Here is a 24,320-nt window from a genome sequence, read left to right on the forward strand (position 1 = left end):
TACTAAAAAAACAGTATGTTTAAAAAAAGACTTAATGAAAGGTTACAAAAATTTCTAACACTATCAATAATCATAAATTTTACATTTTTAAGATTTGGTAAAGAATTTGACGTAACCTTTCGCTCATGATAATTAAATAATTACAGGTGAGTTTAAAAATAAAAAATCTGAGGAAAACAAATAATTAAAATAAACAAATTTTGGTCTAATTCAATTACTTACCATTTGCATAATCAACTAACCAAATCAATAATTAGTATTTTCAAGGATACTTTTACTGCTGGCTAGAAGGACACAATGGCGTGTATTTTTTTACTCGACAATAGACTATTTAAAAGTTATTACCTATTGCTCATTTCACGCCGTAATCTCTAAAAACTTTTCCCTGCTCAAGAAGATTTACCAACAAAATCACCTAACTATTGTATGAACAAAATAATGAATAGCACTAAATCATCCAAGCCAGAACAACGCAGATTTATCGGTAATTTAGCTCTAAAAAGGTGCTTTTCCGCTGCCAAGATTCTGTTATTTACAATAATCATATTAAATCATGGCACTACCGGAGTAAATGCTGCACCTGAAGCCTTGCGTTCTGATATTAAGATTCGCAATATTCTCAATACATTATCGGTTTCTCCTTCTGTTCGGATTGCAAAAGATCCACGAAACAATACTCTCTATTACCTCAAACGAAATGGTGAGATTTATCAAGTCAATTTAGGCTCCTCTACTAAGACACTTGTCTACAACTCTAGTAATCATAATCTAACTGAGACTGAAGGTATGGCCATTGGTCCTAACGGTACAATTTATTTGGTTGGCAATGCAGACGTTGTGAATGACCAGACCAAAGGAATTATTGTTAAAGGCGTAATTAATTCGAGTACAGGAGGGCGCATCTGGTCTATCTTAGCTCAGAGTGCAAGCTATCCCAAAAGCAAAACAGCCTATGATCATCGCCTCAACGGCGTGGTTGTTAGCCCGGATGGTAACTTTATCTATGTAAATAGCGGTTCTCGTACTGATCACGGTGAAGTTCAGTCTGATGGTGGTAAATATCCCAATACTCGCGAAGTAGGATTAACCGCCTGTATACTCCGCCTTCCTAGTAATGGCAATAATCTCTTTCTTGTAAACAATCGAGCAACCTTAAAGACAGCTGGCTATATTTTTGCAGAAGGAACACGTAATACTTTCGATATGGCTTTTGCACCCAATGGGGATTTATTTGGCACAGAAAATGGTCCTGATCGCGACATGTCAGAAGAATTAAATTGGCTACGTCTAGGTGGTAATTACGGCTTCCCCTGGCGTATTGGTGGGACAGACAACCCACAACAATTCCCCAATTATAATCCTGCCAAAGACCGTTTGTTAAACCCAATATTTGGCGCAGTCATAAAAGGCTACTATCGTAACGATCCAACCTTTCCTAGTCGACCTGGAAACTTAATTGAACCAATTCCTAATTTTGGCCCAGACGCAGACAGTTACCGTGATCCTGTAGATGGCAAAGTCAAAGATGCCAGTGTGCTGGGGCAAAGTGTGAGCACTTTTACATCACATCGTTCTCCTTTGGGTTTAGTTTTTGATACGAAAGGAGTAATGAGTCCAGAATTCAACAAAGATGGATTCATGTTGAGTTGGACACCAGGCGACCCCACTGGCGAAACAATAGCAGGTCCTTTTAAAGATGCCAGCCAAGACCTACTGCATTTAAAGTTAACTAAAGTAGGAACTACCAACTATAAACTTAACGCCACGCGCATTGTCAAAGGTTTTAGTAATCCCATTGATACTGAGATTATCGGCAATAAAATTTATGTTCTGGAATATGGTGGAAATGAAGGAATTTGGGAAATTACTATGCCCACTAAATAAAGCACAATACGCTTGGGTTAAGAAAATTCCTCAGTGTAGGCAGGCAGTGGAAGCAGGGGAGGCAGGGGAAGAAAAATAGGCTTATCCCAAGCGTATTGAGATAAAGCAGACTGGATATTTTTGCATTACTTAGTCGAAATTCCAGTCATTTGAAGGCATGGCTAAAACTTCAGGAAATTTTGAACATTTTCAATAAACTCAATAGCTGCACTTCTAATTGCCTTTTGGGCGTCAGGCTTGGTGAAACAAGGGGCTTAAGCCCCTTGTTCTATGCAACCTCACAGGTAATCGCACCTAAACCATCTCGATTAAAATCAGTGTAATTAAACTATCTGCAAACATTAAACTAGTACTTTAAAATTAACTTGCCATATCGTGGTAACGATTCGTCCCTATCAATTAAATGATTTAGAAGACACCGTTCATCTGTGGTATCGAACTTGGCATCAGACATTTCCTGACATTCAACATCCACAACCGTATTTCACATGGAAAGTTCGATTTCGTGATGACCTTGCTGCACGCGGGGATGTTTGGCTGGCTGAAGTTGAAAATCAGATTGTAGGTTTTCTCGTGGTCATTAAAGAGGAACATAGGATTTAACATATTTCCCAATGGCAGAGATATAAAGTTTACAAGACCCAACGATCAGCGAGTCAGAATTTCAGATTTAAGTAATGATAATGGTTACAAAATTAAGATTTGGAACAAAGAGATTATCCTGAGAGAGCTACTGACTCTGATGCTGGCGATACTTTAACTTATCAGCTGTAATCAAGGTTTGCTTTGTGAGTCAGAATGCCCGCCGTTGGCAAAGCCTCTCGTAGAGAAGGCATCGCCTAAAAAGTGTCGAAAAATTTAAGTTTAATGCCTGAAATTCATACCCCATATTTGGTTTTTCCTGTCAATGCGTAAGTCCTAAATATTATTTTGGCTGTTGGCGATGCCTAGTACTGCAAGGCAGAAGTCAAAAGTCAAAAGTATTGTATTCCGGGCTTTTGTGCCATTTTGAATGGTCTGTTTATTTACGCCGTGCTGTACTAGGTTGGGCTACGCCTACGCCTTGGGTGTATATCGACCATTGATTTTCATGCAAGCAAATCACAGTTGTGTTAATATGCAGGGGAATCTCGGTTATAGTGGGGAACAACCATTAGAGGAAACGGGGAAAGTCCGGTGCAAATCCGGCGGTGTCCCGCAGTTGTAATCAAGGCTTGCCTTGTGAGTCAGAATGCCCGCCGAAGTTGACTTGTAAATTTTGTACATCTGCGAGGCACAGATAAGTATTTTTATGAATATTTTTACAACTAGGCTTTACATTCTCATAGCCTCCCATATCAGAACGCTACATGTTAGGGCTTTCTATGAGACGGTAGGCGATTAATTCACAATAGAAATTGCGTATGACCGATGCAGCGATGGTGACAGCTATTTCCTGTGGGAATATCGCTTAAAAATAGTCGCAGCAACAAGGAAACGCTGGATTAATTAACAGATGGAAGTTGTTCCAAACAGGTAGGAAATGGCGTGAATGACTTACACAGTCCTGTTCCATACCGAACAAATGCTTTCTCAATTACGCATATAAATTGCTAATTTACTAGATTAATACTTTGGTTAATTATCATGCCGAAATTCTATCTTCACGCCCGCTGGGAAGATACCCAATGCTGTTCATCCCTTTGTCAAACAAACGACTCTTCCCCAAGACAAACACAAGCTCCGTCTACTTTCAGGGAAAATTATTCGAGGTATGCAAAATATTGCAATGTCGATGTATGGGAGGATTTATACGGCGATCGCTTCGCTCGCCGTAGGCATCGCCGACTGCGGGCGGTAACGCCATCGCTCATCTGATTCCGGACGAGCAACGAGCAAACCGTTAGCTCGACTCCAAAAGCAAATCTTCTTTCTCTTTTACCCCTCTGCTTTCTTGTCAAGGGTTCCTGCTACAAAATTCATGGCTACGAGATTCGTGCAAAAAATCTATCTACGGTAGGCATAGAGGAGCGTTCAAAACAATGTCAACTTCATTATATTTTGTAATTGGTTTTCTTCTGCTTTTGGTGGTAGGAATTGCAACTTATTTCCTGACTGCCCGCAAGTATCAATCTTCAGCCACAGTTGCCAATTCCTACGATCAATGGACTCTTGACGGCATCCTAGAGTTTTATTGGGGGGAACACATTCACCTGGGTCATTACGGATCGCCGCCACGACAGAAGGATTTTTTGGCTGCTAAATCTGACTTTGTACATGAAATGGTTAAATGGGGGGGTTTAGATAAATTACCTCCTGGTACTACCGTCTTAGATGTTGGCTGTGGTCTTGGTGGCAGCAGCCGGATTTTAGCGCGAGATTATGGGTTTGCTGTCACAGGGATTACGATTAGTCCACAGCAGGTGAAGCGTGCCCAGGAGTTAACGCCCCAAGAGCTAAACGCCCAGTTTGCGGTCGATGATGCGATGGCATTGTCGTTTCCAGATGCCAGTTTTGATGTGGTCTGGTCAATCGAAGCAGGCCCCCACATGCCAGATAAAGCTGTTTTTGCTAGAGAATTAATCCGGGTGCTAAAACCTGGTGGAGTTTTGGTTGTAGCCGATTGGAATCAGAGGGATGACCGCCAAAAGCCGCTAAATTTTTGGGAGAAACCAGTGATGCAACAACTCCTAGATCAGTGGTCTCATCCAGCTTTTTCTAGCATTGAGGGATTCTCCGAGCTTTTGGCAGCGACTTCTTTAGTCGAGGGAGAGGTAATTACGGCAGATTGGACGCAAGAAACGCTTCCTTCTTGGTTAGATTCGCTCTGGCAAGGGGTGGTTCGACCGAGTGGATTTCTGCGTTATGGACTGTCTGGTTTCATCAAGTCTGTGCGCGAGGTGCCGACGTTTTTGCTGATGCGTTTGGCATTTGGTGCAGGGCTATGTCGATTTGGAATGTTCCGCGCTGTGCGGGCGAACGGGAGTACAGAATTGATAGACAGAAACTTTGCTAACCAAACTCCCTCAAGCTTGGTTAGGTAGCGATCGCACTCCCGGTTCAAAGGCGGCGCGATCATACCCCTTTTGGAAATTACAGATTACAAAGACACGCTCAAAAACAAAGTTGATGCTTCCGCGCTCAAGTTTTTGCACTCAATTGACTAGAGTGAAACGCTACAATAGATAGTCATGAACAATCCATTAAGTTGGTTTACTGTGGGCAAATTGCTGGCCGTGATTTTCTTGGTGCTAGCCAACGGATTTTTTGTGGCAGCAGAATTTGCCTTAGTTGCGCTTCGCCGTAGTCGTGTCGAGCAGTTGGTTGCAGAAGCCCATCCCCGTGCAAAAGCTTTACAACGGGCAGTGAATAACTTAGACGCTTATCTAGCAGCTACCCAACTTGGCGTTACCATATCCTCCTTGGGCTTAGGTTGGCTTGGAGAACCAGCGATTGCTGTACTCGTCGAACCCGCTTTCCACTGGCTGCCAAAATCTTTATCGCAAACTAGCGCCCATACCTTATCAGCACTGATTGCCTTCACAATCATCACCTCTCTCCACATCGTCTTGGGAGAATTGGCTCCAAAGAGTTTAGCACTCCAGCGCACGGAAAGAACTGCCTTCGCGGTTATCAATCTCTTAGAACTATACTTAGCTATATTTCGCCCCGCTGTCCAAGCTTTGAATAGTTTAGGAAATTTCGTTCTAAAGCTTATAGGTTTGGAACCAGGAAGTAGCGAAGAATTGCTTCATTCCACTGAAGAATTGAAACTCTTAGTGGCGGCTAGCCATGAAGGGGGTCTATTGGGAGAAGCAGAACAAGACGTAGTAGAGCGAGTGTTTAGCATTGGTAACAGACAAGTCAGTGCATTTATGACACCACGTACAGAGATGGTTTGGCTTGACATTGATCACCCTTTGTCAAAAATTCGCAGCCAAGTCATTGAAAGTATTCATTCTTTCTTCCCAGTCGGTCAACAGAGCGTTGATAACTTGCTAGGTATCGTGCAAACCAAAGAATTTTTAGCCCAAAATCCAACTCAACCGATTGAACTGCAAGCCTTATTAAAACCACTTTTATATGTGCCGGAAAGCATGAAGGCTTTGAAACTTTTGGAGTTATTTAAGAAATCTGCTACTCACCTTGCTTTAATCGTAGATGAATATGGCGTGACACAGGGTCTGGTTACAATCACTGATATTGTAGAAGCGATAGTAGGTGATATCCCAACCAGTGAAGAACTAGCTGACCCCGATGTGGTGCAGCGTGAAGATGGGTCTTGGTTGTTAGATGGACTATTGCCGATTGACGAGTTCAAAGAAATTTTAGATATTAGAAAGTTGTTACCAGGGGCAGGGATCAACTATCAAACTTTAGGGGGATTTGTCGTTAACGAACTTGGACATATTCCCTTGCTTGCTGAACGTTTTGAGTGGGCGGGACTAAGCTTTGAAGTAGTTAGTATGGATGGAAATCGAGTAGATAAAGTGTTGGTTGTGCCAATGCACACTGAAAAAGACTATTGAGGCATAATACATAATGTCTAATGGAAGCAAAACTTATAGAAGCACAAGTTCAAGAATTAGGCGAGAATTTGGAAATCTCTTGCTTACGAGATTTTTGATCCTGTATGCCGAGAGTACAATCTGAATGGCTTTCACTCTAGCCGAAGAGTTTGACTGCCAATTTTAGATTTTAGATTAAAGAACAAAGAATTATTTGGTTCACCGCCCCCAAGGGGCAAGTCAAAGGTCAAAGGTCACTCATTCAAAATTAATTAATTACTTTTGAATAAGTGACTTTTTATTTTTGACTTTGAGCAAAGCGAGTGTGGGCCGAACAAATCCAAAATCCAAAATCCAAAATCCAAAATTGATTGACTGTAAATGCTCCTTTCCTTTTAACTGGCTTTCTGGGTGGGTTAGAGCCAGCAGGACTCTCGAGTTATCAGCGCGAATATGAGTAATAATTTATAACTTATGACTAACCCTCATTTTGAACGGGGTTATCATACACTCATCTAAATTACTGGAGTCAAAGGCATGGTTGCAATCAGCGGACTCTCTGGCAATGAAATCTTTTGTCTTCGACAACAAGGTATGTATCCGGGAGATTTAGTCATTGGGAACAGTGTCTTTTCACTGGGGCTAATTGGAGGAATTGCATCAGGACTGAAAACCATTATCGGCGGAGAAGTCACCGAAGTCACCAGCATCATTCATGAAGGAAGGCAAAAAGCTTATGCCCGGATGTTGGCTGAAGCACAAAGGCATGGCGGAATTGGCATTACAGGTGTTAACAATGATTTAGTGCAACAAGTCGGCAATGTAGAATTCCTCTCCATTGGCTCCTGTGTTCACCAAGATGACGAAAAATCCGAAAAATTAGAATTTTCTACCTCCGCCGACGGACAGGAACTCTATTGCCAAATCGATGCCGGATTTGCACCGAAAAAGTTTGTCTTTGGCAATGTTGCCTACTCCATTGGATTAGGTGGTGGAATACTCGGTTCACTCAAAAGTTTAAAACGAGGAGAAATTAAAGAATTCTCCGAAATATTCAATCAAACCCGTCACTTAGCCTTAAAGCGAATTCTGTCTGAATCCTTACATGCAGGTGCTAATGCTGTGGTTGGAATTCAGACATCAATTGTTCCCTTTGCTGGGATGCAAGAGATGGTGATGATTGGTACTGCTTCTTACCATCCCGCCCTGACTGTAGCCTTTAGTCAAAGTCCTATTACCAGCGATTTAACTAATCAGGAAATGTGGAACCTGATCAACCTGGGTTATATGCCTTTAAAGTTGGTCTTGGGTGTTTCCGTATATTCTCTTGGTTTTGTCGGGGGAATCACATCAGCATTCAAGTCCTTTGTGCGTGGTGAAATTAATGAATTGACTACATTAATTTACGAAGCACGCGAACAAGCCATCGCTCACATTGCTACTGATGCTCGTAATAGTGGCGCTGACCTAGTTGTTGGGATTAAAACTTATGTTTATCAGTTAGGTAGTGGGATTATCGAGTTTATGGCGATCGGCACTGCTGTCAAAAAGCTGCCAGGAATTACCACTCACTCCACTACTTTAATACCCCAAGCAATTATTCCAGATCGAGACACCTTTGTAAACACCGCTGAAGGTACTCTCATGACCAAATTAAATCAACCCTCATAAACATCAGTTTTTATAGGAAAAATAAAACTCGTCCAAATTTATATTCAGGACGAGTCTTATTCAAAATCAACTCCTAAATCAAGAGCGTCAAATTGCTTATTTCAATATTTTTGTCTTGTTTTTAGGTGATTGACTGAAGAATAGTAGATTGAGCCTGTTATTAGTTTTGTAGCACAAATATTATTAGTGGGATAGGTTCCTTTAAAACCAATGGTGAATACTCATGATTTGTGATGGCTGAAACCCTTGTTTTTATGTTGGTTTTTAAAAGTTTATGGTTTAGTGATCTAGTGTTTGCGTAGCGTCTTGTAGAGAAGCAATCCCAGTCTTGATGAGATTGCTTCGCTTCGCTCAACACTTAGAGCGATCGCTGCAAGAACTTGAGCAAGCCCCGTTCTATTCGCCACGATGAGCATAACTAAGGATTGATTTCACAGAAAATAGTAAATAGCAGGGGCTTTGTTGCATGAAACCGAAAAAAGACACACCTATTCTTAATAGAGTTAGTAATTAGTTTTCCGCTTTATAACTGTCTGGTTTACCCAATTGGAGCATACAATTAAGGTCTACACATTGCAGAAATAACTCCACAATACCCAATTTGATCGAGGCATCGTCGCTATTGGTAACAGACCTGCCCCAATTCAGATTAGTCGCTTCTTAGGGGTTCCAGGAGAAAGTGATTCTAAAACCACAGCTTACAGAGCTGGCTACAGATTAGAACATCAGTTTAGTGAAAATTGGCAGCTTCGCAATTCCCTTTCCATTACTATAAACAAGGTAAATGATTTCCGGGCAGAGCCAGGGAGCTTACTCGATGATCGGTTTTTGGATAGGACTTTTACAAATGCTAAATTTGAAACTGACAACTACAGTCTCCAAACAGAGGTCATAGGAAAGTTTGCAACCGGGTCAATTATTCACCAACCGCTTTTAGGAATAGAGCTAAACCGAGGCGAAGGTCCGCTGATTTTTAGAAGAGGTATTTTGTCACCTATCGATATTTTTAGTCCGGTCAATAATAGTGTTCTCTCTACCGCTCCTCTACAAACTACTACAAAGACTCAAACTCGTACAGATAGATTAGGGATTTATCTTCAAGATCAGATTACCCTACTGGATAATTTGAAGCTGCTAGTCGGAGGGCGTTTCGATTTTAGCGAGCAGAAAAATGACAATTTACTTGCCTCAACTAGCATCAGTCAATCTGACCAAGCCTTTAGCCCTCGGGTTGGTCTTGTCTACCAGCCGATACCAGCAATTTCTCTTTACGCTAGCTACAGCAGTTCTTTCGTTCCTAACATTGGTACTTCAGTCAATGGTTCTACATTTGATCCTGCCCAAGGTACACAATACGAGGTGGGTGTCAAAGCCGATTTGAGTAACCGACTGTCTGCAACTCTGGCTGCTTACCAGATCACAAAACCTAACGTCTTGACCACCGATCCCAACAATCCTGATTTTTCCATTCTGAGCGGGGAGCAACGTAGTCGGGGCGTTGAGCTAGATATCGCTGGCGAAATCCTGATCGGATGGAAAATTATTGCTGCTTACGCTTATACCGATGCCCAAATCACCAAAGACAATCAATATCCAGTTGGGAATTTGTTGGACAGCGTTGCTAAGAATACTGTCAGTCTGTGGACAACCTATGAAATCCAACGTGGGAGTTTACAAGGTTTGGGATTTGGATTGGGATTGTATTATGTGGGCGATAGACAGGGCGATTTGGATAACAGTTTTGTGTTGCCCAGCTACTTCCGCACAGATGCAGCACTTTATTACAAACGCAACAACTGGAAATTTGCGCTCAATATCAAGAATCTCTTCGATGAGAAATACTACGAAACTAGCCAGGCAACAACTATCATCTATCCTGGTGCGCTATTGACAGTGTTGGGCACAATTTCGTGGGAGTTTTAGTGCCTGCGGTAGGCAGGGAAAACGCATCTAAATATTGACGAGCCTGAATCAGGGTGAAAGACACCAAGATTCAAACCACATAAGGCTTTCAGGAAATTAAATCTCACTAATTATGGAAATTATAATCATTATGAGGGGGAGTTAGAGGCAGCCGACGGCTGCCTGAATTTTCATGGTCAGTTCTCAAGTCACTAAATAGCGTAGGTTTTCTCACACTCTGATTCTCAATAGTTTTAGATTAATGAAAATGAATCACGAGAAGATCAGCGCAAAGAAAAACTCAATTTATGCGATCGCTAACCGACCAAAGTGACTTTTACAGATGTTGTGAAAAGTCAGGACGGCTGCTTGTCAAAGAACGTGGTATTCTCACATTTATCAGAAAGAAGAATTACGTTCTTATTCTCCTCTCTATGAAGCTCAAACCCAAAATTACCATTGCTGACCACTTTGCAGTGATACAAGATCCACGAATAGATCGCAGTAAACGACACAAATTAATTGATATCATGACGATTGCTATCTGTGCAGTGATTTCTGGAGCGGATGGTTGGGTGGGAATAGAGACTTATGGTTGTGCGAAGTACTCGTTTTTAAAAACATTTTTAGAACTCCCGAATGGCATCCCGTCACATGATACTTTTGCGCGAGTATTTGCACAAATAAATCCCCAACAGTTCCAGTCATGTTTTATTGATTGGGTGAAATCCATACAGAAGCTAACTAATGGTGAAGTTGTTGCAATTGACGGTAAAACTTTACGTGGTTCTTATGATCAAAGTGCAATTGTGATGGTGAGTGCGTGGGCAACTGTAAATAAACTAATCTTGGGACAAGTAAAGGTAGATGAGAAATCGAATGAAATTACAGCAATTCCAGAGTTGTTAAAGGTATTAGAACTGTCTGGATGGATTGTGACAATCGATGCAATGGGTTGTCAATAAGAGATGCTTTCTGTTCCTTTGAAGATTAATGATTTAGGTACTAAGGATTAGGAATTAGGAAATTTTACTCAGTCATCAATTAACAACAACTTATGTTTAATTTTGCCCACTTATTTAGTGGCGGAATCTTTGCTGAAATACCCTTTTTCAACGGTTCAGGTCGTTCTGACCAAGGCAATAAACCATCAGACTTGGTATAGTATTGACTCGCACATTCCAGTACAGCAGATGCACAGCCATCAACTGGTAAATCGCCAAAAAGATAGGTTGATTTTCCTTCTGCTACAAAGGCAATGACGCAAGAACGGTTACAAGCACTCATACATTCAACTGCCTGAATTGAGAATTTTCCTCGTAATTCCCAACCTTGTGAGAGTTCCTGAAGCCGCTGTAGAAGTTGTTCGCCTTCACTGATACCAACTCGTTTACCGTTTTGCCACACGCTGGCGCAGGTTGTGCAAAAAAATAAAGTATGTTGTTTGTCAAGCATTAATTTTGAAGTGTGTAGGAATAAATCTGAATTGCAGATATCATTCAGCGTTGTCAAAGCTGAAGTCTAGCGTTGCTGACTGCCGCAATACATCTATTGCCAATTATTGCTAATAACTAGCTAGTAGCTCATATGATCAGGCTGAGAAAAACTAGGAGGTGTAGTTTATACCTTAAATTGAGTGTCTATAATCTCGTAGCAAGCCGTAATCCATGCGGATCTCTGGCTCTTTAAAGAAATTAGATTGACTAATGGGATTTAAGTGCAGGTTTGGTATCACTCCTAGTGAATGTTTATTAGGAAAAAAAGTCCTTTCGGGATCATAAAAGCTTTTTTGGATAGACTCAATTACTAACTTTCCTATATATTCAATTTCAATTCATAGTTAAAAACTATTTGTAACGTGATGTTGAATACAACATTTGCTTACTTTTGTCAAAAGGGTTGATTCACAGTCCTGTTTGCTATGGAAGATTGGAGAAGTTGATGCAAGTTAACTCTTTCGGAATTTACCTTCAAGATCAGATTGCTGTGTTTGATAATCTCAAATTCCTAGTCGGTGGCAGATTTGACACTTATCATTCCGAAGAGCAAAATTTCCTCAATGACTCAACCACAGTCACAGATAGTGATGCGTTTTCACCCCGTGTGGGAGTCGTTTACCAACCAACGAAAGAAATTTCATTGTTTGCCAACTATAGTCGCTCGTTTGTTCCTGTGAGTTGTACCAGTAAAAACGGTGATGCTTTTGTGCCTACAAGGGGAACTGGATACGAAGTCGGCATCAAAGGAGACTTTTTAAATGGTCGCCTCTCCTCTACTTTAGCCTTCTACACAGTGACCAAAACCAATGTCTTAACTGCTGATCCCAGCGATCCCACCAATACCTTTTCAATTCAAGTCGGCGAACAACGCGCTCGTGGGATTGAGTTCGATATTGCTGGAGAAATTTTAGCGGGTTGGAACGTCATTGCTTCCTACGCTTATACAGATACAGAAATCACTCAAAACAATACATATCCAGTCGGAAATACTCTGGGTGGTATACCCCGACATAGTGGTTCATTGTGGACAACCAATACAGTGGTAAGGTTTTGCGAGTAGACAACTCCCAGAAAGAGTCCTTGGGCTCGCGTGTCCTCAATTCTTTCCCTTCCCTACACTATGGTACATTTGGCGGCTTGCCTACTCGCATTCTCTACGTATTTATTGGACTTGCACCGTTAATCTTGTTCGTTACTGGCTTTGTAATGTGGCAGTATCGCTACAAAGGAAAAAATCGCCGTCCTGCACTATGAAAATGGTTAAGTTGTAAGCAAAGAATTAGATTATAAATTAGCAATTTTACCATATCCCCTGTTGAACTAATTTGTATGCGTTGATATGTGATGATGTGAAAAGTTTTGATGGATTCAACCTTTATTCGGTTCTGATTCCAGATTTATCAACATTAATTTTGAGGAGTTTTTAAATCATCAAAATAGAAATTCACGCTGCACGTCATTTGCCCAAAAGCTCTAGAGAAGGGATGGCCGCAAAGTGTGTCGAGTCATTGGGTATGTTCCAGAGTCATCAAGGCAAATCAGGGTCATGTTCGCACAATTGCAACTCTACTAATCCTTAAGGATTAAAATCTCTACAGGGGACTTGCGGACATTATAGATTTAATTTCGTCAGGTGTCTTAAGTTACTAACGCACCTTTGTCGAGGCTACACAACAGAAGTTTTGCATTTGGTTTAATCAAGATTTATTAAGGTAACTAAGTTAATTTTGGTTGCTCTAGGTATGTATATACTAGTTGAGAAACTTGACGAACAAAATCCCTACCTCTAGTGTCATTATAAGGTCTTCTTACAAAAATTCCTGCTAAGTAACGCTTGCCATTAGGCATCTCAACAATACCTGCATCCCCAATTACAAATCCTATATCCCCTGTTTTATGAGCAATTAGCGCTCCCGAGCCCAAACCAGCAGCCAGCAACTTTTTGTTATGGCAATGACTAAAGCAATCAGAATTGGGAACTTAATCGTACTCGCAGCTGGAAATACCTTGTCGCCACTAATATTCAAATAGTTACCTGTCTCTAAATCCACAAAAAACATCCCTGGCTTGAGGAAACTATAGCGAGCCATCAATGCATTAATTTGTGATTTTAATTGTGGTAGTTCCTGACCTAAAAAAACTACCCCAGCAAACATAGAAGCATTGACTGGTTTGGTGAGTATATCTGGTGGACTGGGCTGATTAATACCTGGAATATTTTGTAAAGGCGCTTGGCAAGAGAAGTTGGGATTTTTTATGGAGATTAGGAGTAATGGAGATTGGTCTTTGAGAGGATTGTTCCCCAGTTTGTATTCCCCATTCCACAATTCCTGTCGCAAGCATTTTTTGAATTGATGATAATTTTATGACCCAATGAGAGGGAGAATCTCCTTTGACTATTACACTTTGGGGAGAGATGGTATAACCGGAAGCTAATTCAATTACGAGTCGAGTCGTCTGGGGGTCAAGCTGTGCTATCCGAATTTCTCGAATCGCTGAACCAAAGTTTTGTTTGGTTGTAGGATAACCCAAAATAGTTCCTGATAAATCAATGACAAGCCTTTTGGGGTTATCAATTAAAAAAACTCTAGGTTAAATACTTGAGTCAGTGGTTAGGTCAAGCTGATTTTGAGTGGGGTCAAAGTGCCAGGATTCTAATCGAGTTGCTTTTGCAGGAGAGGATAGCAGCAAAATACTAATTAAGCTAAATAAAAACCAGCGTAATTTCATACAGGATGGTGAAGATGATATTGAATTTACTTACAGAGGTTTTCTAGGATAGTAAATCAAATCAGAACTAATTGAGAATGATAAGTAAGAAAATATCAAATGTCAAGAATTTTAGATAGTAAATGAAAACTTATACAGTGAATATAAATTAGGTTTTATGAAACTCAGTATAATTTAAGTCACACCCATTTAAAAAACGGTTGGACAAAGTTTTATCAAATTATTATAGAAGCACCCATGCAATTGAGATTGTACTATTGAGAAATAGTTGATTGAGAATCGCTCTGTGTGTTTTTATCTGTACAGGGTGTGATTTTCTCTGTTAGTGGAAGATACTCACCTTCAACTCCGATAGTGATTCCTCGTGTCTGACGCAACGCATTTACAGCTTTCGGACAGTCACAGCCAAATTTGGCGTTAGCGATAGCTTACCGTTGGCGTAGCGTTCCGCAGGAAAGGTATCGCAGCGTCACTTTCTTCATCTGTCATGTTTAATTCTATTACCTTTTGATTATCAGCCTGAAAATTATCGGCTTTTGCCATAAATAGGCGATTAAAAGTTGCTAGATATGTATTTCCACTACAGTTTTGACGTTGACAATTTAAAGTAGCTGTATGAGCATTATTTGTGGAAGCATTCTCAGGTAATTTCTCCTGATTGGGATTATCTGCTTTCACGGATTTTTCTAAGAATAAATTCAGCAGCAACGAACTAACAAACGTTGAGCTTGCAAATAAAATCAGAGGTAGTTTTTTCACTACTTTATCCTAAATATGTGATTGAACTGTACAACCTTAACACCCTCAATTATTAATGTCAGTCTATTTTGTCATTAAAATTGAACTTTAATTATTTTTTAAAAAAATGTCAATATTTATCGGAGGAAAATGATAAACTTTTAATTTTTTTTAATAGAAATATCAAGGTATTCATTAAGTATAAACACATTTATATAAGGTGGATTAGATATAATCTAATCCACCTGACAATTGGGATAAATAATTTTGAGGTTTTTAAGACTTCGGTATTTTAAGCTTCAGCTTTACTAGGAAATCTCTATACATCCCAATGGTTACAAAAAATGCCCTGTTAGTAGAACCAATTAACAAGCGGAAAACAAAAACAAAAAAAAGACTTAGACTCATTACTTTTTGAGCATTATTTAAATGTTCTGGAAGTTCTACTTTAATTAATCTTGACATATTTTTTCTCCGCTCAAGGGGGTGAATATCGGTTGGAATTCTGCCCATTCTTTGCATATAAATTGGTAACATTGCGGTGGTGTAATTGGTAATTTAGTTAAATAGAAAAACCCAGCTTGATGACCGTACTCCAATAAAAACACAACGTCGGTCTGTGGATTATAATTATCTACAGCTTCGAGAATATGAGCATTCATGAAGTGTCTTTGTAACAGTACGGTATCCGGTGCTATTAACCACGCATTTAAAAACCCTGTAAGATTTTTACGCGAGATAAAATGCGCTTTAAATGTTTCGCCAACAATACCTAAATGTGGAGAATTGGTACTGCAAATTACGACACCACGTTCTCCTCCTAAATAACCAACCCAAGCGTTGTAACCAATTGCTAATATATTCGTAGCAATGAAAGCTTGTTGCCAATCTTGGGTGTTTGTTTCTGGGGTCATTTTGGTTAACCTTATGAATTGATAACTGCCAAAGTTGGATGGAATAACACTCAAAAATTGCGCGTGCTGCTAATCCCCTCGATAACCGATTTCTCCAGCCAGCGCTTGAATGCCCAATGACCGATCGCGTGTAATGGTGGAAGTGCGTAGGTGTAGCCAGCCGTAGGCATCGCTTTTAGGGCATTAGGCTTGGTTTAAACTCTGACCAACGCTTGCAAACTTGTTCGTAGCAATCGGGTGGAGTAATTTTTAGTTGGTGTAAAAAATTAACCTCAATCTGAGGTTCAGCCTTTAGCACCAGAAGAATATCTTGATGAGGATTATATGTTGCGACTGCTGGGAAAATTGATGAAATCATGGATGAGCAGATTGATTCCGATATAGCTCCGCAATCTTGAAACGTTCGCAAGTAAAACCTAATCAGATCGGAGGGGAGAAATTGGAGGGTGAAGGGAACTGTATCAAGACTTGTAATTGTGGGGTGAGTAACTTTAGTATCCACATCACAAATGACAACTCCCCGCCCAAATGACTGAAATCCTTTCCATCCTGTGTAACCGATTACCAGCAGATTGTTATGGATAAAGCTGTTTTGCCAGTAGCCAAAATTTCCTTGCCAGACACTATTAGAAGGTCGCATTCACTTCCTCCCCTAACACCAATGACTCAATGCGAACCTGCTCAAGCTCCCGTCCAATCAACACTAATCGTGTTTGACGCGGTTCGTGGGGTTGCCAAAGACGGTCATAAAAGTAGTCAAATCGATTACCAACTCCCTGTAATACCAGCCGCATCGCTTTGTTCGGAACTGCTACAAATCCCTTAATTCGATAAATTTCCTGCTGCTGCACCAATGTTTGCAAGCGTTTGACTAGGACAGATGGCTCAAATGCTTCGTCTAGCAGTAGTTGCACTGCATTAATCCCTTCATCATGTTCGTGTTCAGCTTCGTTGTCGTGGTGACTGGGACGACTATCCAAGTTGTCTTCTACCGCAGCGTTGAAACCCAATAACAAATCGCAACCGATTTTACCGTCCTGGCAAGGAATGACTTTTACACCAGGAGATAAATTCTGCTTCAGCCACTCCTGCACCCTAACTTGCGTTTGAAAATCAACGCGATCGCTCTTAGTAAGCAATACTAAATCAGCACAAGCAAGCTGATCTTCAAAAAGTTCCTCAATGGGTGTTTCGTGTTCTAGGCTAGCATCAGCTTGGCGCTGTGCCTCTAAGGCTTTTAAATCGCCTACAAATTGATTACTTGCCAACGCTTCACAATCCACCACAGTAATTACGCTGTCCACTGTAGCGCCTGTGCGAATTTCGGACCAGCGAAATGCTTGCACCAATGGTTTTGGTAGTGCTAGTCCAGAGGTTTCAATCAACATACAATCAAGGCTCGCGCGTCGTTTCAGCAATTCCTGCATAGCTGGCAGGAATTCTTCTTGCACCGTGCAGCACAGACAACCGTTAGTGAGTTCAACAATGTTACTGTTGGAGTCTTCTTCATCGTCACAAACTCGGCAGTCGCGCAAAAGTTCGCCATCAATTCCGATTTCTCCAAATTCATTTACCAAAACAGCAATACGTCGCCCTTCATTATTTTGGAGTAAATGGCGAATTAACGTTGTTTTGCCTGCGCCAAGAAATCCTGTAATCACTGTGACGGGAATTTTTTGCATATAAAGTATGTTGTTTGTTGATCGTTAATTTTGCGATGTCTAGGAGGTAGTTCAAACCGCAGATATCACATAAGGTGTCAGCATTGAAATCTAACTTTGCTGACTGTACAGTGTATCTCTTGCAAACTGTTGCCAATAATTGACTAATAAGGATTCAGATGATACGAAAATTAGATATTAGATGTGCTTTTGTCTTCTGACAAAAGGCAAGGGATAAAAAAGCTTATATAGTAAGCTTTTTAACCTTTTGAACTGGATAGTTATTTCAGCCACGCTGTACTAGTACAAATGACAGCTACACCAACAGGCGCAATTTGTACCGTCAACTAAGCGTCTATTGTCTCCTAGCAAGCCGTAACCTGAAGTGTATCTTTGGCGCTATGAAGAAATAGAACTGATCGATTGTGAAAATATTCATAGTAGCGTTCATCTATAACCTCGTAGATTGAAGCATCAGTTAACTATTCGGCGGGCATTCTGACTTACAAGGCAAGCCTTGATTACAGCTGCGAGACAGCACCGGGTTCACACCGGACTTTCCCCGTTTCCTCTAGTGGCTGTTCCCCACTAGAACCGAGATTCATTTTCAATATTAACACAACTGTGGTTTATTTGTGTAAAAATCAATGGTCGATTTCTACTGGCATTCGTCATTAGTCGGGGCTAGTCTCAACATTAACCAAAACTTGCTCTGGATTTTTATTGGACAATTATTCTGGCAATTTTTAAATTTGATTTGAATTACGCGATCGCATTACGTCAACAGAGCGATACTCTTTGGGAGTCACTTCTCTACTTTGGGCTGCGCTCTAAGCGTAGCTATGCCGCAGGCTTTACCCGATCGCACTACCTCAAGAGAGTGATCGCTTAACATTAGTGACCTACGACTAATTTACCCACAAAAGCGATGCCTACGGCAACCCAAAGCGCGATCGCTTGAACAAGAGGAATATTTTCTTTCTGTGCGGATTCGTGGCGATATAATATATCGGTATATGATTATAGCAAGTTTTCCAAATTAAGCAACATATCCAAATTCAGAAACCTAGATTACATCTGAGTTTCTTAATTACGAATTACATCATCAACCAGCCATAAAAAACATGAGATAATTTCTCAATATTCTTGAGAATAAGCTTAATTAACTAAAATGGCGGAAGTTTATACAAGTGCCCAATGGTCTGAAATCTACGAAGAAGGCTTACAAACTCGAAAGATTACCTCCCATTCTGATGAGATTGAAAGCGTTGAGATTTGGCAGCATCCACTCATAAAAGGTCTAATTAGTAACACTCCACTTTGTCTGGGACTGCGAGCAGAAATTATTAACTTGGAGTTACCAGAGACTGTTGGTTGGGATTTTGTGGATGGTGATACCTACGTGTCTCTGGTTTTTCGCAGCGCAGGGGTACTCAAAGAGGAAATTGAAGATATTTGCGAACAACCTGGAGAAAGTTATTTATTCTACAGCTTAGGAGAAGTCAGAGAGATTGAGAAATCTATGGCGGGACAAGATGTCAATGTCAGAATCCGTTTGGAACCGCATCTGCTGAGATTATTGAGTATGGGTCAGGAAGCATATTTACCCAGCAAACTCAAACCATTCTTGGAAACTGACACACCGCCTTCTTTTCATCAATCACTCGGCAAAATGACCCCGGCAATGCAATTAGCATTACAGCAACTGCTTCATTGTCCGTTTCAGGGAATCATGCGACGTACTTATTTAGAAGCTAAGACACTGGAACTGATCACCTTACAATTTGCTCAACTGTTTAATGATGGTACACCCTCCCAGCAGTTGATTAATTTGAAGATAAACGATGTTGAGCGCATCTATCAAGCCAGAGATATTTTGCTTCAAGATATTACCAACCCACCCTCATTAATTGAATTGGCAAAACAAGTGGAGTTAAACGATCGCAAACTCAAGCAAGGATTTCGTCAACTCTTTGGTACGACAGTGTTTGGATATCTGCATGATTATCGTTTAGAAAAAGCTTGTCAATTTCTTATGGAAGGACGGATGAATATAGCTCAGGTGTCCTACGCTGTGGGATTTGCCAACAGAGGCTACTTTGCTGCGGCATTCCGCAAAAAGTTTGGCATAAATCCCAGCGATTATCAAGCACAGTGGCGAAAATAGTCCGGCTAGCGATCGCTTTTGACCCTGTAGAGATCACCTGAAATCAGAAAATGCCCTATTCTACCTAAAAGTTATCGAAATTTACTTGCAACTGTTTTGGAAATCTGCGATTGTGGTGTGTGGAGCAATGAATCAAAAAAAATCTTATATTCTTTTCCTAGTCGGTGTAATCTCAATTCTGACGATGCGACCTGCTCAAGCAGATTCAGATAATATTTCTCGCCTTCAGGATGTTATTCATCCCCAGAGAAGTGCTGCACTGCTGGCTCAAGACTCTAGCGTAAAGGTAGTACAGGTGACGCGAGTGAAAGCCAATCCTACGAATCAAGGCGTGGAGATAATTTTACAAACTTCTCTTGGGCAACACTTGCAAGTTATAAATCGCAGTGCTGGTAATAGCTTTATCGCTGATGTTCCCAATGCTCAACTGCGTTTACCGTCGGGTGAAGCCTTTACATTCCGCTCCAATAAACCAATTGCAGGTATTACTGAAATAACAGTCACTAACTTTGATGCCAATACTATTCGGGTGACAGTTATCGGTGAAGGGAGTGTACCACAGGTCGAGTTATCTGACAGTCCAGACGAGGGTATAATCTTCTCTGTTGCCAGTGCTGCATCTAGAGCGCAAAACCCCACCCCGCCTACGCCTGGGACACAACAAACCCAGCCAGAGCAACCAACAGCTCAGGATAATCAGCCGATTGAATTGGTAGTCACGGGTGAGCAGGATACAGGATATAATGCACCAGATGCGTCAACTGCTACCAAAACAGATACACCCCTCAGGGACATTCCCGGTTCAATTCAAGTAATTCCCCAAGAGGTGATCCGCGATCAGGGTGCAATCAGCGTCAGAGAAGCAGTGCGTAATGTCAGCGGTGTTACCTATAGCAGTTCATCTGGCAATCGTGGAGAAAATTTTACTGTTCGGGGATTTGGTGCCGAGCCTTTCTTGAATGGATTTCGTGGTGAAGGCTTCTCGCGAACTCAAGAAGAGAGTGCAAACATTGATCACATCGAAATCTTGAAGGGACCTGCATCCATTCTGTATGGACGGGTAGATCCATCGGGAATCATCAATCGGGTTACCAAGAAACCGCTATTTGATCCTTTCTACGAATTGAATTTTACAGCCGGAAGCTATAGTTTCTACCGTCCAACCTTAGACTTTGCAGGTCTACTTAACGACGAGAAAACATTAGCGTATCGTTTGAACATTGCCTACGAGGACGCAGGGAGTTTTCGCGATCGCGTGCAGACTGAGCGATTCTTGTTTGCGCCATCCTTTACCTATCGGCTAGGCGAAAATACGACCTTAAACTTAGATGTGTCTTATCTGCGGGACGCACGACCGATTGATCGGGGACTGGTGGTACTGAGTGACAATAAAGTTCCCAATATTCCACTAGGTCGCTATCTGGGTGACCCGACTAGGCAGGAAAAATTCACCCAAACCCTAGCAGCCCTCTACCTCGACCATCGCTTTAATTCCAATCTCTCGCTCAAGTCTGTGTTTCGCTATACCGCAAGTACTGAAAGTGGCCCCGGTGCAACTCTACAAATCTTCGGTGATACAGAAGACGATCGCACCTTTGAACTTGGCAATTCTATTGGCGATCAATACTATGAAACCTACTCCTGGCAAAATGACCTGACTGCCAAAGTCAAAACGGGATCAATTCAACATACAGTATTGTTGGGCTTAGAACTCACACGACAGAAGAGCTTCTTCTCTGCCAGAGATCGCTCGGCAGGATTCATTGATGTTTTTAACCCCAACTACAACTTTACTTTTGGTGAGTTTGATCCCTTGAGAACTGGTAATGATCTCACCGAGACTTTTGGTATCTACCTGCAAGATCAAATTACCTTACTGGATAACCTCAAACTGCTGGTCGGTGGAAGATTTGATACCTATCACTATGAATCCACTACCAACGATGTTACAAATCCGCCTGACAACGCAGATGCATTTACCCCACGTGTAGGCATTGTATATCAACCGATACAAGAAGTGTCACTTTACACCAGCTACAGCCAGTCTTTTACCCCTAACAGCGGTAGAAGTCGGAGCGATCAACCTTTTGATCCCCAACGTGGCACAGGCTATGAAGTTGGAGTCAAAACAGAGTTGCTCAATAGTCGGTTATCTTCAACGTTAGCGTACTACAATACGACGCTGAAAAATGTCCTGATCGACGATCTAGATAATCCTGGCTATTCGCTTCAAGTCGGTGAACAGCGCAGCCGAGGTGTTGAGTTTGATATTGCAGGTGAAATTCTTCCAGGCTGGAAGGTGATCGCATCTTATGCTAACACCGATGCAGAAGTTACCAAAGACAACACATTCGCGGTCGGCAATCGGCTGAATAATGTGCCGCGCAATGGTGGCAGCCTATGGACAACCTACACCCTGCAAACAGGCAGTTTGAAAGGATTAGGATTCGGATTTGGGGCATTTTTTGTCGGTGAGCGGGCAGGAGATTTAGCTAATTCCTTTGTGGTTCCCGGCTATACTCGCCTGGATGCAGCGCTGTATTACCAAAAAGATAATTTGCGAATTGGACTCAATTTCAAGAACCTCTCGGATCTTCGCTATTTTGAGGGGTCACAAGGTAGAAGTCAGGTTATTCCAGGCGCACCCTTTATCGTGCAAGGTACGATTTCATATTCATTTTGATTGGTACAGCAGGAGTATCTACTATGACATCTAAAACGGTACGTAAAGTGCTCTTTGGTTTACACCGCTACATTAGGTTAGCCGTGGGACTGATTGCGATCGTTGTTGGTTTAACTGGTAGCCTGCTGGTTTTCCAATCCGAAATTATTGCCCATTCAAGTTGAAGTTTGACAAATTGGTATTTTTATTTATTAGTGGTTTCACACTCTGGAAACACAAAGCAAGGGCGATCGCATAGGAGTAATATAACTAATCAACAGCGATCGCCATTGGACAGTACAACACACAATGACAATTAACATCACGGTTTATGATTTTTGCGATTTGAGAAAAGCAGCAAATCAAAAATTCCTGATCGATCCAACCCATCCACAAGATTATCTTTGTCGATATCCTAAAGAACTGGGCGCAGGCTATTATCGCTGGATTCGGCTTCGTGAAGGCATCACCATCGAAATTCTAAAAACCTATTTACCGCGTCAATCAAGTGGATCACTCATGCCCATCAGCAAAACAGTTTAGAATTTGGATTTATTTTAGCTAGGTCAGGGCAAGATTATGATGGACAACGAAAAAAGTCAGGAGAAGACTATATTTTTGGTGGTGGGTATCCACAGTCGAATCAGAACGTTAATGCAGCAGGTAATCTCAGATGGGTGAGTTTAATAATTAAGCCAGAAACGCTGAGGACGTTGATCGAAAGTTACGGAGAACAACTACCGCAAGATATAGAAAAAGCGATTGTACGTTTACATTTCGCTCTGATAGTCATAAAAAATATGAGATGATTTTTCAATAAACTTGAGAAAAATTTAATTAGCTCCAACAATGACAATTACCCTTTCATCCTCAAACTATGATGAACTATGGGAGCAGAGCTGGCAGAATACCCATCGTCTATACCAATCAGACGACTTCGACGATATCTTTGATTACCCTAAGCACTTAGGGAAAGGATACAGACGATTAATTTTGCTTCAGGATGGGTTCTGGCTTCGCGTTCGGGAATTTGAATGCCGAGAATTTATTCGTTGTGATGATTATGAAGAAGGATGGACGGCATCAGTCCTGACATTTTTTATTTGCGGCGATGCTGGAGTAGTGATTCACAAGACAAACGACTACTTCCACGAAATTAGCGGACAGAATTGTTTCGGATTTGGCTCTGCTATGGAGACAGAAGAGTGGCCTGCCAACCAACGAATCTTCAGAGTCCAGATTTGCATGGAGCCTTCTTTCCTCAAATCCTATGGTAGCGCCCAGCTTGACTCTTTGCCATTGCAGTTAAAAAATTTGATTGAAGGAAACAAGCAGGAAGATTTCAATCTGCTGGGAATAACGACTCCAGCAATGCAGCTAGCAATTGGGCAGATTCTAACTTGCCCTTATCGGGGATGGATGAAACAGCGATATCTGGAAAGCAAAGCCCTAGAATTATTAGTTTTGCACCTAGAGCAAACCGTCAAGCGGGAACAGGGTTTAAATTTAGTCACAACCCTCAAGTCTACTGACATTGACCGCATTTATGATGCTAAAGAAATTTTACTGCGGCATTTCGATAATCCCCCATCAATACTCGACTTGGCAAAGCAAGCTGGAATTAATCACAACAAGCTCAAGCGAGGCTTTCGTGAGATTTTTGGCACAACTGTATTTGGCTACCTGCACGATTATCGTATGGAGAAAGCGCGGCAGTTGCTTTGTGAAGGCAAGTTGAGCGTAGCGACAGTGGCAAATATAGTGGGCTACGCTAATACTGGGCATTTTGCTGTGGCTTTCAAACGCAAGTTTAGCATTAGTCCCAGCGCCTGTCGCTTAGGAGAAAAGCCTGTTTTTTGAGAATTATCAAAGATTTGGTCTTATTAGAGTTGCAAGCGGTCTTCTTTGAGCGGAAATAGTCACTGAAATCCTGTATGCTCCGTATAACTTAATTAATTGCCAATTAATTCCAACAACTTTGTGAGTCGAAAAGGAAGTTTTCCTG

Annotated in this window: 22 protein-coding genes, 2 pseudogenes and 2 riboswitches; of the genes and pseudogenes, 15 read left to right on the forward strand and 9 right to left on the reverse strand. The window is 41.3% G+C overall.

Annotated features, from left to right (window positions below; all coding sequences use genetic code 11):
• Window positions 1–438: 438 nt before the first annotated feature.
• The 3 genes from V7K85_RS11935 (at window position 439) to V7K85_RS11945 (ending at window position 4,907) form a co-directional block, all read left to right on the forward strand.
• The gene (locus V7K85_RS11935) at window positions 439–1,884 is read left to right on the forward strand and encodes a PQQ-dependent sugar dehydrogenase (protein WP_334813820.1); all 1,446 of its coding nucleotides are present in this window, start codon (window positions 439–441) and stop codon (window positions 1,882–1,884) included.
• 375 nt (window positions 1,885–2,259) lie between these two features.
• Window positions 2,260–2,487, forward strand: a complete 228-nt coding sequence (locus V7K85_RS11940) for a hypothetical protein (RefSeq protein WP_334813822.1) — start codon at window positions 2,260–2,262, stop codon at window positions 2,485–2,487.
• A gap of 511 nt (window positions 2,488–2,998) precedes the next feature.
• A riboswitch (cobalamin riboswitch) is annotated at window positions 2,999–3,141 on the forward strand.
• Between the two features lie 764 nt (window positions 3,142–3,905).
• Window positions 3,906–4,907, forward strand: coding sequence for a methyltransferase domain-containing protein (locus V7K85_RS11945; protein ID WP_334813823.1), 1,002 nt, complete (start codon window positions 3,906–3,908; stop codon window positions 4,905–4,907).
• Here the strand turns inward: V7K85_RS11945 and V7K85_RS11950 are convergent.
• On the reverse strand, window positions 4,890–5,018 hold the full coding sequence (locus V7K85_RS11950; protein ID WP_334813825.1) for a hypothetical protein: 129 nt from the start codon (window positions 5,016–5,018) through the stop codon (window positions 4,890–4,892). The two genes, V7K85_RS11945 and V7K85_RS11950, sit on opposite strands and share 18 nt — an antisense overlap.
• Window positions 5,019–5,054: 36 nt before the next feature.
• On the opposite strand from V7K85_RS11950, the gene V7K85_RS11955 reads away from it, so the two are divergent.
• The 4 genes and pseudogenes from V7K85_RS11955 to V7K85_RS11970 all read left to right on the forward strand — a co-directional run.
• On the forward strand, window positions 5,055–6,392 hold the full coding sequence (locus V7K85_RS11955) for a hemolysin family protein (protein WP_334813827.1): 1,338 nt from the start codon (window positions 5,055–5,057) through the stop codon (window positions 6,390–6,392).
• Window positions 6,393–6,908: 516 nt separating this feature from the next.
• Window positions 6,909–8,042, forward strand: coding sequence for a heavy metal-binding domain-containing protein (locus V7K85_RS11960; protein ID WP_334813829.1), 1,134 nt, complete (start codon window positions 6,909–6,911; stop codon window positions 8,040–8,042).
• Between the two features lie 612 nt (window positions 8,043–8,654).
• On the forward strand, window positions 8,655–9,965 hold the full coding sequence (locus tag V7K85_RS11965) for a TonB-dependent siderophore receptor (protein ID WP_334814017.1): 1,311 nt from the start codon (window positions 8,655–8,657) through the stop codon (window positions 9,963–9,965).
• Window positions 9,966–10,378: 413 nt separating this feature from the next.
• Window positions 10,379–10,906: pseudogene (locus tag V7K85_RS11970) on the forward strand (ISAs1 family transposase); the annotation flags it as partial.
• A gap of 82 nt (window positions 10,907–10,988) precedes the next feature.
• Here V7K85_RS11970 and V7K85_RS11975 read toward each other — a convergent pair.
• On the reverse strand, window positions 10,989–11,399 hold the full coding sequence (locus V7K85_RS11975) for a DUF1636 domain-containing protein (RefSeq protein WP_334813831.1): 411 nt from the start codon (window positions 11,397–11,399) through the stop codon (window positions 10,989–10,991).
• A gap of 486 nt (window positions 11,400–11,885) precedes the next feature.
• Between V7K85_RS11975 and V7K85_RS11980 the strand changes: the two genes are divergently transcribed.
• Window positions 11,886–12,503, forward strand: coding sequence for a TonB-dependent siderophore receptor (locus V7K85_RS11980; protein WP_334813833.1), 618 nt, complete (start codon window positions 11,886–11,888; stop codon window positions 12,501–12,503).
• A gap of 20 nt (window positions 12,504–12,523) precedes the next feature.
• Window positions 12,524–12,697, forward strand: a complete 174-nt coding sequence (locus tag V7K85_RS11985) for a PepSY-associated TM helix domain-containing protein (protein WP_334813835.1) — start codon at window positions 12,524–12,526, stop codon at window positions 12,695–12,697.
• A gap of 462 nt (window positions 12,698–13,159) precedes the next feature.
• Here the strand turns inward: V7K85_RS11985 and V7K85_RS36500 are convergent, their stop codons facing one another.
• The 7 genes and pseudogenes from V7K85_RS36500 to cobW all read right to left on the reverse strand — a co-directional run bounded on the left by V7K85_RS36500 (window position 13,160) and on the right by cobW (window position 17,507).
• Window positions 13,160–13,381 carry a serine hydrolase gene (locus V7K85_RS36500; RefSeq protein WP_442940576.1) on the reverse strand — a complete coding sequence of 74 codons (222 nt, stop codon included), beginning with the start codon at window positions 13,379–13,381 and terminating at the stop codon, window positions 13,160–13,162.
• Complete coding sequence (locus tag V7K85_RS36505; protein ID WP_442940577.1) at window positions 13,348–13,782, reverse strand: serine hydrolase; 435 nt, start codon at window positions 13,780–13,782, stop codon at window positions 13,348–13,350. The genes V7K85_RS36500 and V7K85_RS36505 overlap by 34 nt, the downstream gene beginning before the upstream one ends.
• A gap of 82 nt (window positions 13,783–13,864) precedes the next feature.
• Window positions 13,865–13,975: pseudogene (locus V7K85_RS36510) on the reverse strand (AMIN domain-containing protein); the annotation flags it as partial.
• Window positions 13,976–14,590: 615 nt separating this feature from the next.
• Window positions 14,591–14,932 carry a hypothetical protein gene (locus V7K85_RS12000; protein ID WP_334813837.1) on the reverse strand — a complete coding sequence of 114 codons (342 nt, stop codon included), beginning with the start codon at window positions 14,930–14,932 and terminating at the stop codon, window positions 14,591–14,593.
• Between the two features lie 431 nt (window positions 14,933–15,363).
• Entirely contained in the window at window positions 15,364–15,825 is a 462-nt protein-coding gene (locus tag V7K85_RS12005) for a hypothetical protein (protein WP_334813838.1), read from the reverse strand.
• 175 nt (window positions 15,826–16,000) lie between these two features.
• Window positions 16,001–16,465: a hypothetical protein gene (locus tag V7K85_RS12010; protein WP_334813840.1), complete on the reverse strand. Its 465-nt coding sequence runs from the start codon at window positions 16,463–16,465 to the stop codon at window positions 16,001–16,003.
• The gene (cobW, locus tag V7K85_RS12015; protein WP_334813842.1) at window positions 16,452–17,507 is read right to left on the reverse strand and encodes a cobalamin biosynthesis protein CobW; all 1,056 of its coding nucleotides are present in this window, start codon (window positions 17,505–17,507) and stop codon (window positions 16,452–16,454) included. The genes V7K85_RS12010 and cobW overlap by 14 nt, the downstream gene beginning before the upstream one ends.
• A gap of 450 nt (window positions 17,508–17,957) precedes the next feature.
• A riboswitch (cobalamin riboswitch) is annotated at window positions 17,958–18,098 on the reverse strand.
• A gap of 145 nt (window positions 18,099–18,243) precedes the next feature.
• Between cobW and V7K85_RS12020 the strand changes: the two genes are divergently transcribed.
• The 6 genes from V7K85_RS12020 to V7K85_RS12045 all read left to right on the forward strand — a co-directional run bounded on the left by V7K85_RS12020 (window position 18,244) and on the right by V7K85_RS12045 (window position 24,175).
• Window positions 18,244–18,378 (forward strand): hypothetical protein, encoded by a 135-nt coding sequence (locus V7K85_RS12020; protein WP_334813844.1) that lies wholly within the window; start codon window positions 18,244–18,246, stop codon window positions 18,376–18,378.
• Between the two features lie 279 nt (window positions 18,379–18,657).
• On the forward strand, window positions 18,658–19,653 hold the full coding sequence (locus V7K85_RS12025; RefSeq protein WP_334813846.1) for a helix-turn-helix transcriptional regulator: 996 nt from the start codon (window positions 18,658–18,660) through the stop codon (window positions 19,651–19,653).
• A 127-nt stretch (window positions 19,654–19,780) separates the two neighbouring features.
• Window positions 19,781–22,336, forward strand: coding sequence for a TonB-dependent siderophore receptor (locus V7K85_RS12030; RefSeq protein ID WP_334813848.1), 2,556 nt, complete (start codon window positions 19,781–19,783; stop codon window positions 22,334–22,336).
• A gap of 23 nt (window positions 22,337–22,359) precedes the next feature.
• On the forward strand, window positions 22,360–22,500 hold the full coding sequence (locus tag V7K85_RS12035) for a hypothetical protein (protein ID WP_334813850.1): 141 nt from the start codon (window positions 22,360–22,362) through the stop codon (window positions 22,498–22,500).
• 124 nt (window positions 22,501–22,624) lie between these two features.
• Window positions 22,625–22,858 carry a hypothetical protein gene (locus tag V7K85_RS12040; RefSeq protein WP_334813852.1) on the forward strand — a complete coding sequence of 78 codons (234 nt, stop codon included), beginning with the start codon at window positions 22,625–22,627 and terminating at the stop codon, window positions 22,856–22,858.
• A gap of 306 nt (window positions 22,859–23,164) precedes the next feature.
• Window positions 23,165–24,175 carry an AraC family transcriptional regulator gene (locus tag V7K85_RS12045; protein ID WP_334813854.1) on the forward strand — a complete coding sequence of 337 codons (1,011 nt, stop codon included), beginning with the start codon at window positions 23,165–23,167 and terminating at the stop codon, window positions 24,173–24,175.
• Window positions 24,176–24,320: the final 145 nt, after the last annotated feature.

Source organism: Nostoc sp. (genome assembly GCF_036917615.1).
Lineage (GTDB): Bacteria > Cyanobacteriota > Cyanobacteriia > Cyanobacteriales > Nostocaceae > Nostoc.